13 protein-coding genes are annotated in these 13,632 nt (G+C 68.8%); 12 read left to right on the plus strand and 1 reads right to left on the minus strand.

Annotated features, from left to right (window positions below; all coding sequences use genetic code 11):
* The first annotated feature begins 33 nt into the window (after positions 1-33).
* From AC5ZH6_RS00590 to AC5ZH6_RS00645, 12 genes are all read left to right on the plus strand, one after another.
* Positions 34-1,665: a nickel-dependent hydrogenase large subunit gene (locus AC5ZH6_RS00590; protein WP_496168123.1), complete on the plus strand. Its 1,632-nt coding sequence runs from the start codon at positions 34-36 to the stop codon at positions 1,663-1,665.
* Complete coding sequence (locus tag AC5ZH6_RS00595; RefSeq protein WP_496168125.1) at positions 1,665-2,546, plus strand: hydrogenase maturation protease; 882 nt, start codon at positions 1,665-1,667, stop codon at positions 2,544-2,546. Before AC5ZH6_RS00590 ends, AC5ZH6_RS00595 begins: the two co-directional genes overlap by 1 nt.
* Positions 2,547-3,914 (plus strand): hypothetical protein, encoded by a 1,368-nt coding sequence (locus AC5ZH6_RS00600; protein ID WP_496168126.1) that lies wholly within the window; start codon positions 2,547-2,549, stop codon positions 3,912-3,914. It abuts the gene before it with no gap.
* Positions 3,901-4,263: a hypothetical protein gene (locus AC5ZH6_RS00605; RefSeq protein ID WP_006368953.1), complete on the plus strand. Its 363-nt coding sequence runs from the start codon at positions 3,901-3,903 to the stop codon at positions 4,261-4,263. The genes AC5ZH6_RS00600 and AC5ZH6_RS00605 overlap by 14 nt, the downstream gene beginning before the upstream one ends.
* On the plus strand, positions 4,260-5,165 hold the full coding sequence (locus AC5ZH6_RS00610) for a NifU family protein (RefSeq protein WP_496168128.1): 906 nt from the start codon (positions 4,260-4,262) through the stop codon (positions 5,163-5,165). Before AC5ZH6_RS00605 ends, AC5ZH6_RS00610 begins: the two co-directional genes overlap by 4 nt.
* The gene (locus tag AC5ZH6_RS00615; protein ID WP_496168130.1) at positions 5,144-6,373 is read left to right on the plus strand and encodes an NHL repeat-containing protein; all 1,230 of its coding nucleotides are present in this window, start codon (positions 5,144-5,146) and stop codon (positions 6,371-6,373) included. The genes AC5ZH6_RS00610 and AC5ZH6_RS00615 overlap by 22 nt, the downstream gene beginning before the upstream one ends.
* Positions 6,370-8,751, plus strand: coding sequence for a carbamoyltransferase HypF (gene hypF / locus AC5ZH6_RS00620; RefSeq protein WP_496168132.1), 2,382 nt, complete (start codon positions 6,370-6,372; stop codon positions 8,749-8,751). The genes AC5ZH6_RS00615 and hypF overlap by 4 nt, the downstream gene beginning before the upstream one ends.
* 2 nt (positions 8,752-8,753) lie before the next feature.
* The gene (locus AC5ZH6_RS00625; RefSeq protein ID WP_006368957.1) at positions 8,754-9,026 is read left to right on the plus strand and encodes a HypC/HybG/HupF family hydrogenase formation chaperone; all 273 of its coding nucleotides are present in this window, start codon (positions 8,754-8,756) and stop codon (positions 9,024-9,026) included.
* On the plus strand, positions 9,023-10,138 hold the full coding sequence (gene hypD, locus AC5ZH6_RS00630; protein WP_496168134.1) for a hydrogenase formation protein HypD: 1,116 nt from the start codon (positions 9,023-9,025) through the stop codon (positions 10,136-10,138). Before AC5ZH6_RS00625 ends, hypD begins: the two co-directional genes overlap by 4 nt.
* A complete protein-coding gene (hypE, locus tag AC5ZH6_RS00635; protein WP_496168136.1) occupies positions 10,131-11,192 on the plus strand; it encodes a hydrogenase expression/formation protein HypE in 1,062 nt (353 codons plus the stop codon). The genes hypD and hypE overlap by 8 nt, the downstream gene beginning before the upstream one ends.
* Before the next feature lie 69 nt (positions 11,193-11,261).
* Positions 11,262-12,071: a hydroxypyruvate isomerase family protein gene (locus AC5ZH6_RS00640; protein ID WP_496168138.1), complete on the plus strand. Its 810-nt coding sequence runs from the start codon at positions 11,262-11,264 to the stop codon at positions 12,069-12,071.
* Positions 12,072-12,115: 44 nt separating this feature from the next.
* On the plus strand, positions 12,116-13,009 hold the full coding sequence (locus AC5ZH6_RS00645) for an NAD(P)-dependent oxidoreductase (protein ID WP_496168139.1): 894 nt from the start codon (positions 12,116-12,118) through the stop codon (positions 13,007-13,009).
* A 26-nt stretch (positions 13,010-13,035) separates the two neighbouring features.
* Here AC5ZH6_RS00645 and AC5ZH6_RS00650 read toward each other — a convergent pair whose 3' ends face one another.
* Complete coding sequence (locus AC5ZH6_RS00650; protein ID WP_265077244.1) at positions 13,036-13,497, minus strand: DinB family protein; 462 nt, start codon at positions 13,495-13,497, stop codon at positions 13,036-13,038.
* Positions 13,498-13,632 lie beyond the last annotated feature (135 nt).

Genomic DNA, 13,632 nt, shown 5'->3' on the forward strand with positions numbered 1-13,632 from the left:
GGCGAACCAACCAATCATGGCGAAAAGAGCATCATGACAACGACTTCCGAACAAAAGACATCCATCGACCTGTTCGTCAGCCCGCTCGGCCGCGTCGAGGGAGACCTCGACGTTCGGGTCCACATCGACGACGGCATCGTCACCTCGGCGTGGACCCAGGCGGCGATGTTCCGCGGCTTCGAGATGATCCTGCGCGGCAAGGACCCCCAGGCCGGCCTCATCGTCACCCCGCGCATCTGCGGGATCTGCGGCGGCTCGCACCTCTACAAGGCGTCCTACGCACTCGACACCGCATGGCAGACCACCATGCCGCGCAATGCGACGCTGATCCGCAACATCGCGCAGGCCTGCGAGACGCTGCAGAGCATCCCCCGCTACTTCTACGCGCTGTTCGCGATCGACCTCACCCACCCGAAGTACTCGTCGTCGCCGATGTACGAGGAGGCGTGTCGCCGGTTCAGCATCTACACGGGCACGAGCTACCAGCCGGGTGTGGTGCTGTCCGGCAAACCCGTCGAGGTGTACGCCATCTTCGGCGGGCAGTGGCCGCACTCGTCGTTCATGGTGCCCGGCGGCGTGATGTGCGCCCCGACGCTGGCCGACGTCACCCGCTCCATCGCCATCCTCGAGCACTGGAAGGACAACTGGCTCGAGAAGTATTGGCTCGGTTGCAGTGTGGACCGCTGGTTGGAGAACCGTACCTGGGCCGATGTGCTGGCCTGGGTCGACGAGAACGAATCCCAGCACGACTCCGACTGCGGATTCTTCATCCGCTACTGCCTCGACATCGGATTGCATTCCTACGGAGCCGGTGTCGGCAACTACATCGCCACCGGCACGTACTTCGAACCGTCCCTGTATGACCATCCGACGGTCGAGGGCCGCAACGACGCGTTGATCAACCGGTCCGGGATCTACGCCGACGGCCACTACTACGACTTCGACCACCTCAAGGTCGCCGAAGACGTCACCCACTCGTTCTACAACGGCGACCGGGCGCTGCATCCGTGGGAGGGTGAAACCGACCCGATCGACCCCGAACGCGGAAAGGCCAAGGGCAAGTACTCGTTTGCGAAATCGCCCCGATACGACCTCAACGGCAGCGGCACCGGTATCCCGCTGGAGGCGGGGCCACTGGCGAGGCGCATCGCGGCGTCGGCACCCGGCGGTGGGCCCCATCAGGACTTCGACCCGCTGTTCAAGGACATGATCGACAAGATCGGGCCGAGCGTGTTCGTCCGGCAGCTCGCGCGAATGCACGAGGCGCCCAAATACTTCCGGTGGGCCAGGCAGTGGCTCGACGATCTCGACCTGCAGGAGAGCTTCTACCAGAAGCCTGTGGAACCGGAGTCCGGCAAGGGATTCGGCTCCACCGAGGCCGCTCGGGGCTCGTTGTCGGACTGGATCGTCCTCGACAAGGGCAAGATCGCCAATTATCAGGTGGTCACGCCGACGGCGTGGAACATCGGACCCCGCGACAAGGATGGCGTCCTCGGACCGATCGAGCAGGCGCTCATCGGCACGCCGATCCACGACATCAACGATCCCGTCGAACTCGGTCACGTCGCCCGATCCTTCGACTCCTGTCTGGTGTGCACCGTCCACGCCTACGATGCCAAGTCCGGCAAGGAGATGTCGAAGTTCGTCGTGAACTCGATGCTCTGATGGCCTCGACTCCCGCCTCGTCCACCCAGCCCGGGTCGGTGCCGCCCGCCCCGAGCGATTTGCTCGCCGACGACCCGCATCCACCCGAGCCGGCCGACCTCGTCGTCGTCGGATGCGGAAACCTGATTCGCGGCGACGACGCGGTGGGGCCGTTGGTGATCCGGCGATTGTGGGATCGCCACGGTGTGGTTGACGGGGTGCGGCTGGTCGACGGCGGCACGGCCGGGATGGATGTGGCGTTCGCGCTGCGCGGGGCCCGGCGGGTGATCATCGTCGATGCCGCCCGCACCGGACAGCCGCCGGGGACCGTGTTCCGGCTTCCGGCAGCCGAACTCGACGACATCGGGCCGGACCCCGGGGTCCACACGCACTCGTTCCGGTGGGATCACGCCCTCGGATTCGCGCGCTGGATGCTCGGCGAGACGTGCCCCGACGACATCACGGTGCTGCTCGTCGAGGCGCAGAGCCTCGAGCCGGTGGCCCTCGACGCCGAGGAGCCCCTGCGCCCACCGGTTGCCGCGGCCGCCGAGCAGATCATCGAGTTGATCACCGCCGAGTACCCCTCACCCCCTCAGCCGGCTGAGCCCGAGGTCGAATTCACCGATGCCGGAAGCCTTCTCGTCGACGCCGACGTCGCCGCCCGGTTCTTTCCAACCGACTCGATCGCCGCACGCTGCGACGGCGACGACCTGCTGATCTACCCGCTACGGTCCACCTCCGCCGGCGGATTGTTACTGAAGCAGCGATCCGCCGGCGGGGACCGTGCCACAGTGGTGCGACAGGTGTTCGACGACGCGGGTCGGACGGCGCCGGTGGGCCGGTTCGTCCTGCGATGGGACGCCGACCATCACGTCGCACGTGTGCGGATAGGAGAGCGCTGAATGGTTCGTGTGCAGGTCCTCACCGGCGATGCGGCCCGGGCGCCTCATCTTCCGGGCGGGGCGCAGTTCGCCCCGGCGGCACCGTCGGCGACCGTCGATGTGCAGCCGCTCGGGGTGTTCGCCTACCCGGCCGGGCTGATGGTGATCACCGGCGACGAATTCGCTTCCCTACGTGCCACTCTCGCCGCCGGGCGTCGGCCGGCGAGCTGGCCGCCCGAACTCGCGGGCATCGGCGCCGCTTACGACGGCCGCCTCGACGAGGCCACCGAACTGCTCACCGCCCGCGCCCGGATGACCGACCACCCACTCGACTGGTGCAATCTGGCGACCATCGCACCCGAACGGGTGAACCTCGACGCACTACTCGCGCGCATCGACCCACGGTGGCACAGTCACGCGCAACTGGTGCTGGCCCATCTCGGCCGCGGCGAGGTCCCCGACCCGGATCCCGCAGCGCCGCCGGAGGTCCGGGCCCTGATCCTCGCCGCGCAGGCCGGGTACGCCGAGGCGCCCGAACGCCGTCGAGAACTACTCGATGCCGCGATCATCGAGGCCTTCGACGCTCCGGCGCTGCGGGCATTGTGCCTGGCCGCGCGCGCCGAGGCGCTACGCGAACTCGGCCGTGCCCCCGAGGCGATCACCGACCTCCGGGAGGCGCTGCGGCTCCTCGCCGACGCCGACCTGCCCACCGCGCGCGCCGAACTCCACCTGGCCTTCGGGCAGGTGCTGCACGAGCACGCCGTCGACACCGGAACCGCGATGAACGATGCGGCCGCGGAGTTCCAGAGTTGTCTGCAGATCGTCGACCCCGACGACGCACCTCTGGTCTGGGCCGCGGCCCACCGCGATCTCGCTGCGGTGTACCTGACGATGCCGCTGACCTCGGCGTCGGATCAACTGCGGGTGGCGGTGGCCACCCAGTCGCTGCGCAAGGCGCTGGCGGTGTACACCCGCGACGAGCACCCCGAGCAATGGGCGGCCACCAGCGTGAACCTCGCCAACGCTTTGGTGTACGCGCCCAGCGCCCATCAGGAGCAGAACCTGATGGAGGCCGTGCAACTGTATGCCGACGTCCTCGCCGAGCGGGATCCGGCACGCGACCCCGCCGGCTATGCGCGGGTGCTCGCGAATCAGGGAAATGCGCTGGCCCACCTCGGGATGTTCCCCGAGGCCACCGCCGCCCTGCACGAGGCGCGGTTTCTGTTCGAGGACCTCGGCGCCGACGAGATGGTGCGGTCGGTGCGCGGGGTGCTCGACGAGATCGCCCGCGCCCGAACCCGCAATGCCCCAGATCCCGGTGACCCAGATACCGGTGACCTTGATGTCGGTGACCTTGACCCCGGGGAGGCCGACGATGGACAACCATGAGCGCCTGCAGTTCGACCTGTTGACGGCCACCGCGGCCGAGGCCTTCGTCGAGCGGATCGTGCAGCGCTGCGGCGGCACCGACAACGCCCTGCAGCGACTGGCCACCGATCCGGACGGGGAGGGAATCTGGTTGTCGCAGTTCGTCGATGCGGTGTTCGCCGACCACTGCCTCGACACCCCGGCGGGCCACTGCTTCGTCCTGGAGGCCACCTCGCGGCGACCGATCTCGATCGCCGTCGACGGTACTGTCGCCGAGGTTCTCGCCGTCGCCGCCCGCATGGCCTTCGCGGATCTGTTGCGCACCAAGGTGACCGAGGTTGTCCATCGAGCACAGGGGTATGGCGTATGACCACACAGCAGGAGAGACCGACGCAGGCGCCCGCCGCGTCGCCCACCATGGAGGAGCTGGCCAAGGCCGTCGACGACGCCGCCACGGCGGTCGCGGCGCTACCCGCCGAATCCCGTACCGTCGCCGAGGGATTGCGCGAAGCGCTCGACGCGCTGAACAAGGCCGCGCTGACGGCCATCGTCCGGCGCCTGCGCGACGACGACACCACCCGGGAGGCACTGTTCGAGCTCGTCGACGACCCGGTGGTGCACCTGGCGATGATGGTGCACGGACTGCTGCGGCCCGACCCGCTGACCGCGGCCCGTCAGGCGCTCACCGCTGTCGAGCCGATGATCGCCGCACACGGCGGCTCGGCCGAGGTGGTCCGCGTCGACGACCGCATCGCCTACATCCGGCTCGGCGGTTCCTGCAACGGTTGCTCGATGACCGATCAGACGCTGCGCACCACGGTCAGCGAGGCGATCGTGTCGGCGGTCCCGGCGATCGACGCCGTCGAACTCGACACCGCACCGGCGACCACATCGTCGGCGGCATTCATCCCCCTGGGGGAGATCTCGGTCCGCACCGCCGAATCCGGCTGGGTCGACGCGGGTGCGGTGGCGGAGATACCGCGGGGTGAACTCGTCGTCCGTTCGCTCACCGACGAGCACGGCGAGTCCGCGGAGGTGATCATCGTCAACATCGGTGGCACCTTACACAGCTACCTCAATGTGTGCGCACACCAGGGCCTTCCGCTCGACGAAGCACTGATCGACGAGACCGAGGGCACCTTGACCTGCCCGTGGCACGCCCTGTGTTACGACGCCACCGACGGCGAGTGCATGAGCGTGCCGGGTGCGGCACTCGAGCAGCGGCCGTTGCGGCAGGACGGAAACCGGGTATGGGTACGACCACGCGGGTGACCCGTACGGTGTCGATGCGCACCACCCGCCCGGGTGGTGCGCCTCCCGCTGCCGACATCGCCGACGCGCACGGCTGGCGCGCGGCGCGATGGCTCGGCGCACCCGCCCCGGGCGGCCTGGCGCTGCCGTCGGCGACCCCGGCCGCCGACACCCTCTACGCACCGCGTGGGGTGTGGCTCGACGAGCACCACCTCATCGCCGCCGACACCGGAAACCATCGACTGCTCCTCTGGCACGGCATTCCCGACACCGATCACCAGCCCGCCGATGTGCTGCTGGGACAAAGTGAATGGACCTCCGACGGCGCCAACGACGACGGCCGCGGCAGCGAGCGCGGCCTGCATCTGCCGACCGGGGTGCTCGTGCATGACGGCGCCCTGATCGTCTGCGACGCGTGGAACCATCGCGTGCTGGTGTACTCGGAGGTCCCCACGGCGACGCGTCCCGCGGATCTCGTTCTCGGACAACGCGATCTCTCGGCTGTCGAACCGAACCGTGGGGGCGCACCGAACGGCGCGAGCTTCTACTGGCCGTTCGGTGCGGGGATCGTCGACGGCGGATTCTGGGTCGCCGACACCGGGAACCGACGGGTACTCGGCTGGCTCGACGGTGTACCCACCTCGCCGGACCGGCCCGCCGACGTCGTCCTCGGGCAGTCCGATCCGCAGGGGCGTGAGGAGAATCGTGGTGGTCCGGCCGACGCCTGCTCGTTCCGGTGGCCCCACGCCATCACCGGCGTCGACGGGTATCTGCTCGTCGCCGACGCCGGCAACCACCGCGTCCTCGGCTGGCGGACGCCGGTCGTCGCCGACCGGTCCGCCGACCTGGTACTCGGGCAATCCGACTTCACCGGTACCGGCGAATTCCCCTACGCCCCGCAAACCGCTGCGGGACTGCGGTTCCCCTACGGTGTGACCGCGTCCGACGGGCAACTCGCCGTCGCTGACACCGCCAACAATCGCCTCCTGCTCTGGGAGCGTCCCGACTGGCTCGCCGGCGCCCTGGACGGGGTGATCGGCGGCGCCGACGGGGTCCTGGCCCAACCGACCATGGCCGCCAACGGTGAGAACCGTTGGGACGCGGTGGCTCCCGATACCCTGTGCTGGCCATACGGACTGCACCGGCACGGCGACACCATTGCCGTCGCCGACTCCGGGAACAACCGGATCATTCTGTGGGACAGGGCATCACCGGAGATGACGTCATGACGGTGCGGCTCGAGGTGGAGGTGCGTGGCGTCGTGCAGGGCGTCGGCTTTCGGCCGGCTGTTGCCCGGATCGCGCTGAGACGCGGGCTGTCCGGCACGGTCAGCAACGAATCCGGTTTGGTGCGCTGCGAATTCGAGGGCAGTGCCGACGCGGTGTCGGGCGCCGTCGACGAGGTCAGTGCCGGTCCCACACCGCTGTCCCGTATCGACTCCGTCCGCACACGGACGTTGCCGTGTCGCCACGACCACGGCTTCCGCATCGCCACCAGCCGCACCGGCGGGACCGGCCGCACACTGATACCCGCCGATGTCGCCTGCTGCGCAGCCTGTCTGGCCGAGATGCGCGACCCGGGCAACCGCCGCCATCGGCACCCCTTCATCACCTGCACCGACTGCGGGCCGCGCTACACGGTGATCACCGACCTGCCCTACGATCGCGCGGCGACGAGGATGGCGCACTTCGCGATGTGCAAGGCCTGTCGGGCTGAATACGAGAATCCGCTCGACCGCCGATTCCACGCCGAGACCATCGCGTGCCCGGACTGCGGTCCGCACCTCGAGTTCCGTCGTGCCGACGGCGCACGGTTCGTCGGCGCCGCCGTAGCCGACCCGATCGACGCGGCCGCGCAGGCGCTGCACGACGGGCAGATCGTGGCGATCAAGGGGATCGGCGGATTCCACCTGGCTTGTCGCGCCGATCGGCACGAGCCCGTCGCCACGCTGCGCGACCGCAAACACCGTCCCGACAAGCCGCTCGCGGTGATGGCCGCCGACCTCGACCACGCGGCAACACTGATCGAGCTGACCGATGCGACACGTTCTGCGCTCGCGTCACCGCAGGCACCGATCGTCGTGGCACCGCGGGTGGGTGCGGTGGCACCGGGCGTTGCGCCCCGACTCGCCGAACTCGGTGTGCTGCTGGCCTATACCCCGGTGCATCACCTGCTGTTCGACGCGATGGGCGCGATCCCGCTGGTGATGACCTCCGCCAACACCAGCGGCTCACCCATCCTGTACCGCGACGACGACATCGACGACCGGCTGGCCGGGATCGCCGCCGCCGTTCTCACCCATGACCGCCCGATCCACGTGCCGTGCGAGGACTCGGTCATCCGGATCGCCTGCGACGGGCCGGTGCCGGTACGTCGGTCCCGCGGGTACGCGCCGATGCCGGTGCCCGCCGCCGACGCCCCGATGCCGATCGTCGCCACCGGCGGCGACCTCAAGACCACCTTCTGTCTGCTCGCCACGCACGACGGTGGCCACATGTCGTCGCATCTCGGGGACTTCGCCGACCCGCGCACCCAGCGTTCGTTCACCGACGCACTCGACCACCTCCAGACCATGACCGGTATCAGTGCGGGCGCGATCGCCTGCGACATGCATCCGGGATACGCCACCACCTCCTGGGCGAGCCGCCACGCCGCCGGCCGCCCGGTCGTCGAGGTGCAGCACCATCACGCGCATGCGGTGTCGCTGCTGGCCGAGCACGAGCTGCTCGGCACCCCGGCGCTCGTCTGGTGTTGTGACGGAACCGGATACGGGACCGATGGCGTCATCTGGGGTGGCGAACTCCTTGCGCTCGGACATGACGTCAGCACCTTCACCCGGGTGGCGCACCTGGCCGAGTTCGCCCTCCCCGGCGGCGACAACGCGGTCCGCGACCCCTCACGCACCGCCCTGGACCTGCTGTGGCGCAGCGGAATCACCGACATCGACGATCTCGCACCGGCCCGCGCGCTCGGTGATGCGGCCTGTCGCATCCTCGCGCAGCAACGACGTTCGGGCATCGGCTGCCCGGTCACGACCAGTCTGGGCCGGCTGTTCGATGCGGTGGCCGCACTCTTGGGGATCTGTATCCATCCCACCTATGAGGGTCAGGCGGCCGTCGAGCTCGAAACCTGCGCGCGTACAGGAACTCCCGACTCGTTCGCCCCCGCCTCGTTCGCCCCCGCCAGGTCGGAGGCGGATGACGCGATCATCGACTACCGGCACCTGATCGCCGGGCTGGTCGACGGCCTGCGCACCGGGCGCCCGACCGCCGATCTCGCGGCGTCGTTCCAGCACTGGGTGATCGACGCGCTCGTCACGCGATGCGTACGGTCGGCGCGCGCACTCGACATCAGGATCGTCGGCCTCAGCGGCGGGGTGTTCGTCAACAACGCTCTACGCCAAGGGGTGTCCGACGGAGTCGAGCAGGCCGGCCTGCGTGCGCTCGCCCATCGCGTGGTCCCCGCGGGCGACGGGGGCCTGGCACTGGGGCAGGCGTGTATCGCGGCGGCGACGCTGCGTTCCGGGCCGGCGAACGAACGGCCCGTACAGACCGACATCCCGGGCGTCGTCGGCGCATCCGGAACAGCGACGAAAAGAGCGGAGTAGCCATGTGTTTGGGAATTCCCGGCCGGGTGACCCACATCTGGGAGGAGGCGGGCACCCGCATGTCGACCGTCGACTTCTCCGGGACGAGCAAAACCGTCTGCCTGGCGTATCTGCCCGACATGCAGATCGGCGAATACACGATCGTCCACGCCGGTTTCGCCATCACCCGGCTCGATGAGGAGTCCGCCAACGAGACACTGCGGATGTTCGACGAACTCGGCATCCTCGACGAAGAACTCGGGTCCGAGCCCGTCGACGAAGGGACGAGCGCATGAAGTATCTCGACGAGTTCCGTGATCCGACGGCCGCCCGCGCCCTGGTCCGCCAGATCCGTGACCGCGCCACCACCCGCTGGACGCTCATGGAAGTGTGTGGCGGACAAACCCATTCCATCATCCGCAACGGCATCGACCAACTACTCGACGACGTCGTCGAATTCATCCACGGTCCCGGCTGCCCGGTATGTGTCACCCCCTTGGAGATGATCGACCGCGCCCTGCAGATCGCCGGCCGCGAGGAGGTCATCTTCTGTTCGTTCGGCGACATGCTGCGCGTCCCCGGCAGCCACGAGGACCTGTTCTCGGTGCGGGCACGCGGAGGCGATGTGCGCGTGGTGTATTCACCGCTCGACGCCGTCCGCATCGCCGCCGACAACCCCGACAAGGAGGTGGTGTTCTTCGGCGTCGGCTTCGAGACGACCGCCCCAGCCAACGCGATGTCGGTGCTGCACGCCCAGCGACTCGGGCTGGTGAACTTCTCGATGCTGGTCTCGCACGTGCTGGTGCCCCCGGCGATGACCGCGATCCTGTCGTCGCCGACCAATCGCGTGCAGGCCTTCCTCGCCGCCGGACACGTCTGCACCGTGATGGGCATGAGCGAGTACGGCCCGCTCGTGGAGCGCTACCAGGTGCCGATCGTCGTCACCGGCTTCGAACCCCTTGATCTCCTCGAAGGGGTGCGGCAAGCCGTCGACCTCCTCGAATCGGGAACCCCCGCGCTGCGCAACGCCTACCAGCGCGCGGTCAGTCCGGCCGGTAACGGTGTGGCCCAAGAGATCCTGGCCGACGTGTTCGAGGTGACCGACCGGCAATGGCGTGGCATCGGGATGATCCCGCAGTCCGGCTGGAAGCTGTCGCGCCGATACGCACAGTTTGACGCCGAGGTGCGCTTCGGCGTCGGCGAGGTGACGGTCGAGGAGTCGGCCGACTGCCACGCCGGAGAAGTGTTGCAGGGGTTGCTCAAACCGAACGAGTGCCCGGCGTTCGGCACCCTGTGCACACCGCGCACACCGCTGGGGGCGACGATGGTGTCCAGCGAGGGAGCGTGCGCCGCCTACTACCATTTCCGGCGGCTGTCCCTCGACACGACGGGTGCGGCGCATGTCTGAGTCGCCGGCGACCATCGATCCCGAATCCTGGTCGTGCCCACTGCCGTTGCGCGACACCGAGCGGATCGTACTCGGCCACGGTGGCGGCGGCATCCTCTCCGAAGAACTCATCGAGAACCTCTTCGTGCCCGCCTTCGGCGGACGTCACGGTCCCGCCCGCGACTCGGCGGTGCTGCCCGTCGACGGCGGCCGCATCGCCTTCACGACGGATTCCTATGTGGTGCAACCACTGTTCTTTCCCGGCGGCTGCATCGGCGACCTCGCGGTCAACGGCACCGTCAACGACCTCGCCTGTAGCGGAGCCATGCCGCTGGCGCTCAGCGCCGGGTTCATCCTCGAGGAAGGACTCGAACTCTCGGTACTCGGGCCGGTGGTGGAGGCGATGGGCGCCGCCGCACGTCTCGCGGGCGTACGCGTCGAGACCGGCGACACCAAGGTCGTCGGCCGCGGATCGGCCGATCAGTTGTTCGTGAACACCGCGGGTGTCGGGGTCGTCCCCGCCGGCGTCGACGTGTCGCCGGAACGCATCCGGCCCGACGATGTGGTCATCGTGTCGGGGCCGATCGGTGAGCACGGTGTCGCGATCCTCAGCGTTCGGGAGGGTATCGACTTCGGGTCTCCCGTTGTATCCGACAGTGCCGCCCTGTGTTATCTCGTCCGTGACGCGCTGGCCGCCGGTGACGTGCACGCGCTGCGTGATCCGACACGCGGCGGGGTGGTCGCCGCGACCACCGAACTCGCCGCAGCCGCCGGCGTCGGAATCGAACTCGACGAATCCCGGATCCCGGTCCCCGAAGCGGTCGCATCGGCGTGCGGTTTCCTCGGACTCGATCCGCTGCAGATCGCCAACGAGGGCAAGATGATCGCCGTGGTCGCCGCAGACGACGCCGACGCGGTGGTGGCTGCCATGCATGCCCGCCCGGAGGGGCAGGGCGCGACCGTGATCGGCCGGGTGGTCGCCGCGCACCCTGGAATGGTCGTGGGCCGCACCGCCTTCGGTACGACGCGGGTCATCGAACGTGACCTCGGCGAACAACTGCCGCGCATCTGCTGATCGGCGGCTGTGTCCCGTCCCGCGGTGCCCCGTCCACACCCTGGCGCCGGACACGGGGAAGATGGGGTGGTGGACACCTCACGGATCACGCTGAACTGTTCGATCCTGCTCACCGACCTGCCGCTGCTGTACCGGCCGCAGGCCGCGCGCGACGCCGGATTCGACGCCGTCGAGTTCTGGTGGCCGTTCGCCGCCGCCGTCCCCGCCGACCGTGACGTCGACGCCTTCGTCAGCGCGGTCGAGGACGCCGGGGTGCGCCTCACACATCTGAACTTCGCCGCCGGGGATCTGTCGGCAGGTGACCGTGGACTGCTGTCGCACCCGGCCACCGGCGCCGAGTTCCGTGACAGCGTCGACGTCGCGATCGGCATCGGAGCTCGACTCGGTGTCGTCGGCTTCAATGCGCTGTACGGCAACCGCATCGACGATCTGGCCGTCGAGGTCCAGGACGATCTTGCCGTCGAGAACCTCGCGTTTGCCGCCCACGCGGCCGCGATCATCGGTGCCGGCATCCTCCTCGAACCCCTCAGTGCCATACCCACCTATCCGCTGACCCAGGCCGCGCACGCGATCGACGTCTGCGACAGACTCGCCAGCGACCGCGGCGTCGACAACGCGGCACTGCTGGCAGACCTCTACCATCTTGCGGTCAACGGCGAGAACCTCGACGTGGTGATCGACACCGTCGCCGACCGGATCGGCCATGTTCAGATCGCCGACGTCCCGGGCCGCGGTGAACCCGGCACCGGCAGCCTGGACCTGTCCCGACCACTGGCCGCGCTCGCCGCCCGCGGCTATCCGGGATGGATCAGCCTGGAGTACACACACACCCGTTCCGATACCTTCGACTGGGTGCCGGACTTTCCCGCATTTCGGTAACGCAGAGACGGTGAGGTGACGGAGGAAGCGATGGAGGAAACCGTATGGCGACCATAGGATTCATCGGACTCGGCGTGATGGGCAGCCCGATGGCCATCAACCTGGTCCGTGCCGGTCACACCGTCGTCGGCTACAACCGGACCCCGGCCAAGGCCGCCGACCTCATCGCAGCCGGCGGTGACGCCGCCGAGTCGATCGCCGCGGCCGTCACCGGCGCCGAGTTCGTCGCACTCAACGTCCCGGCGTCTGCCGACGTCGAGGAGGTCCTCACCGGCCCCGACGGGGTCTTCGCCCACGCCGCGCCGGGCGCCGTGATCGTCGACTTCTCCACCATCGATCCCGCGACCGCGATCCGCATGGCCGAAACAGCGGCAGCACAAGGCTGTTCGTTCCTCGACGCCCCGGTGTCGGGCGGGCAGGAGGGCGCGGTCGCCGGTAGCCTGTCGATCATGGTCGGCGGCAACGACGACGCCTACGAGCGCGCACTGCCGGTCCTCGACGCGGTCGGTGACACCATCGCCCACGTCGGGCCGAGTGGCAGAGGCCAGATCGTGAAGGCGGCCAACCAGCTCATCGTCGCCGCGAACATCCAGGCACTCGCCGAGGCGGTGGTCTTCCTCGAAGCCCACCAAGTCGACACCTCCGCCGCCGTCGGCGTTCTCGCCGGCGGCCTTGCCGGCTCCACCGTCCTCAACCACAAGGCGCACCGCATGATCGAGCGCGACTTCGCGCCGGGCGGTCGGATCGAACTGCACCACAAGGACCTCGGGATCGTCACGGCCGCAGCCCGCGATGCCGGTGTGGTCACCCCGGTCGGGTCACTCGTGGCGACGCTGATGGCCTCGGCTCGCGCCAACGGCGACGGAGGCCTGGACCACAGTGCGCTGTTGCGAGGGGTCCTGCGTCTGTCCGGGAAGTTGGACGAGGACGCCGAGTAAGGCGAGGAGCCTCAGGGCCGACGGCCTCAGGCCCGCAACACATCCCGCGTGACCTGCATCTGACCGAGATGCTGGGCGAGTTCGTGCACCACGTGCATGATCACCCACTGCGGTGAGACGGTCGCGAGGTCGACGTCGGCTGTCGTGCCTGTCGCATCCCGAGCGGCGATGCCGTCGCGAAGGATCTGTTCGGTCCACGTGATCATGTCGGTGCGGGTACTTCGGATACGTGCGAGAAGATCGGGGAGCGAGCCGGTCGCCTCGAACTCCGCGGCCCGATCCCGCGGCAGAGCGAGACCGCACCCGAAGGTTCCGAGCCACCATCGCGTCATCTCCACGCAGTGGTGGGCCACCGCATACGGCGAGTTCGACCCGTCGACGGGGAGCCGTCGGTGAACCCCGGAGTCGGTGAGTTCCTCGAGCACACCGACCATGCCGGTCCAGCACGTGTCGGCGGTGTTCAGGGCGGCAGCGGTCCACGAATCCATATCGAGGACTGTCGCACATGGCGTCACTTCGGCTGCAACGGATGCCGCCGCACCCCACTGTCGGTCGTTCTCGCCTGTTTTCAGTCATTTCGAAAGTAGAGATTTGGCAAAACCCCAGGTCGCGGTCGCTCGCTA

Source organism: Gordonia sp. YC-XJ4 (assembly GCF_059511865.1).

Excerpts from the sequence above, each read along its gene's own strand:
- AC5ZH6_RS00590 (WP_496168123.1), top strand. The coding sequence starts at position 34 with ATGACAACGACTTCCGAACAAAAGACATCCATCGACCTGTTCGTCAGC.
- AC5ZH6_RS00595 (WP_496168125.1), top strand. The coding sequence starts at position 1,665 with ATGGCCTCGACTCCCGCCTCGTCCACCCAGCCCGGGTCGGTGCCGCCC.
- AC5ZH6_RS00600 (WP_496168126.1), top strand. The coding sequence starts at position 2,547 with ATGGTTCGTGTGCAGGTCCTCACCGGCGATGCGGCCCGGGCGCCTCAT.
- AC5ZH6_RS00605 (WP_006368953.1), top strand. The coding sequence starts at position 3,901 with ATGGACAACCATGAGCGCCTGCAGTTCGACCTGTTGACGGCCACCGCG.
- AC5ZH6_RS00610 (WP_496168128.1), top strand. The coding sequence starts at position 4,260 with ATGACCACACAGCAGGAGAGACCGACGCAGGCGCCCGCCGCGTCGCCC.
- AC5ZH6_RS00615 (WP_496168130.1), top strand. The coding sequence starts at position 5,144 with ATGGGTACGACCACGCGGGTGACCCGTACGGTGTCGATGCGCACCACC.
- hypF (WP_496168132.1), top strand. The coding sequence starts at position 6,370 with ATGACGGTGCGGCTCGAGGTGGAGGTGCGTGGCGTCGTGCAGGGCGTC.
- AC5ZH6_RS00625 (WP_006368957.1), top strand. The coding sequence starts at position 8,754 with ATGTGTTTGGGAATTCCCGGCCGGGTGACCCACATCTGGGAGGAGGCG.
- hypD (WP_496168134.1), top strand. The coding sequence starts at position 9,023 with ATGAAGTATCTCGACGAGTTCCGTGATCCGACGGCCGCCCGCGCCCTG.
- hypE (WP_496168136.1), top strand. The coding sequence starts at position 10,131 with ATGTCTGAGTCGCCGGCGACCATCGATCCCGAATCCTGGTCGTGCCCA.
- AC5ZH6_RS00645 (WP_496168139.1), top strand. The coding sequence starts at position 12,116 with ATGGCGACCATAGGATTCATCGGACTCGGCGTGATGGGCAGCCCGATG.
- AC5ZH6_RS00650 (WP_265077244.1), bottom strand. The coding sequence starts at position 13,497 with ATGGATTCGTGGACCGCTGCCGCCCTGAACACCGCCGACACGTGCTGG.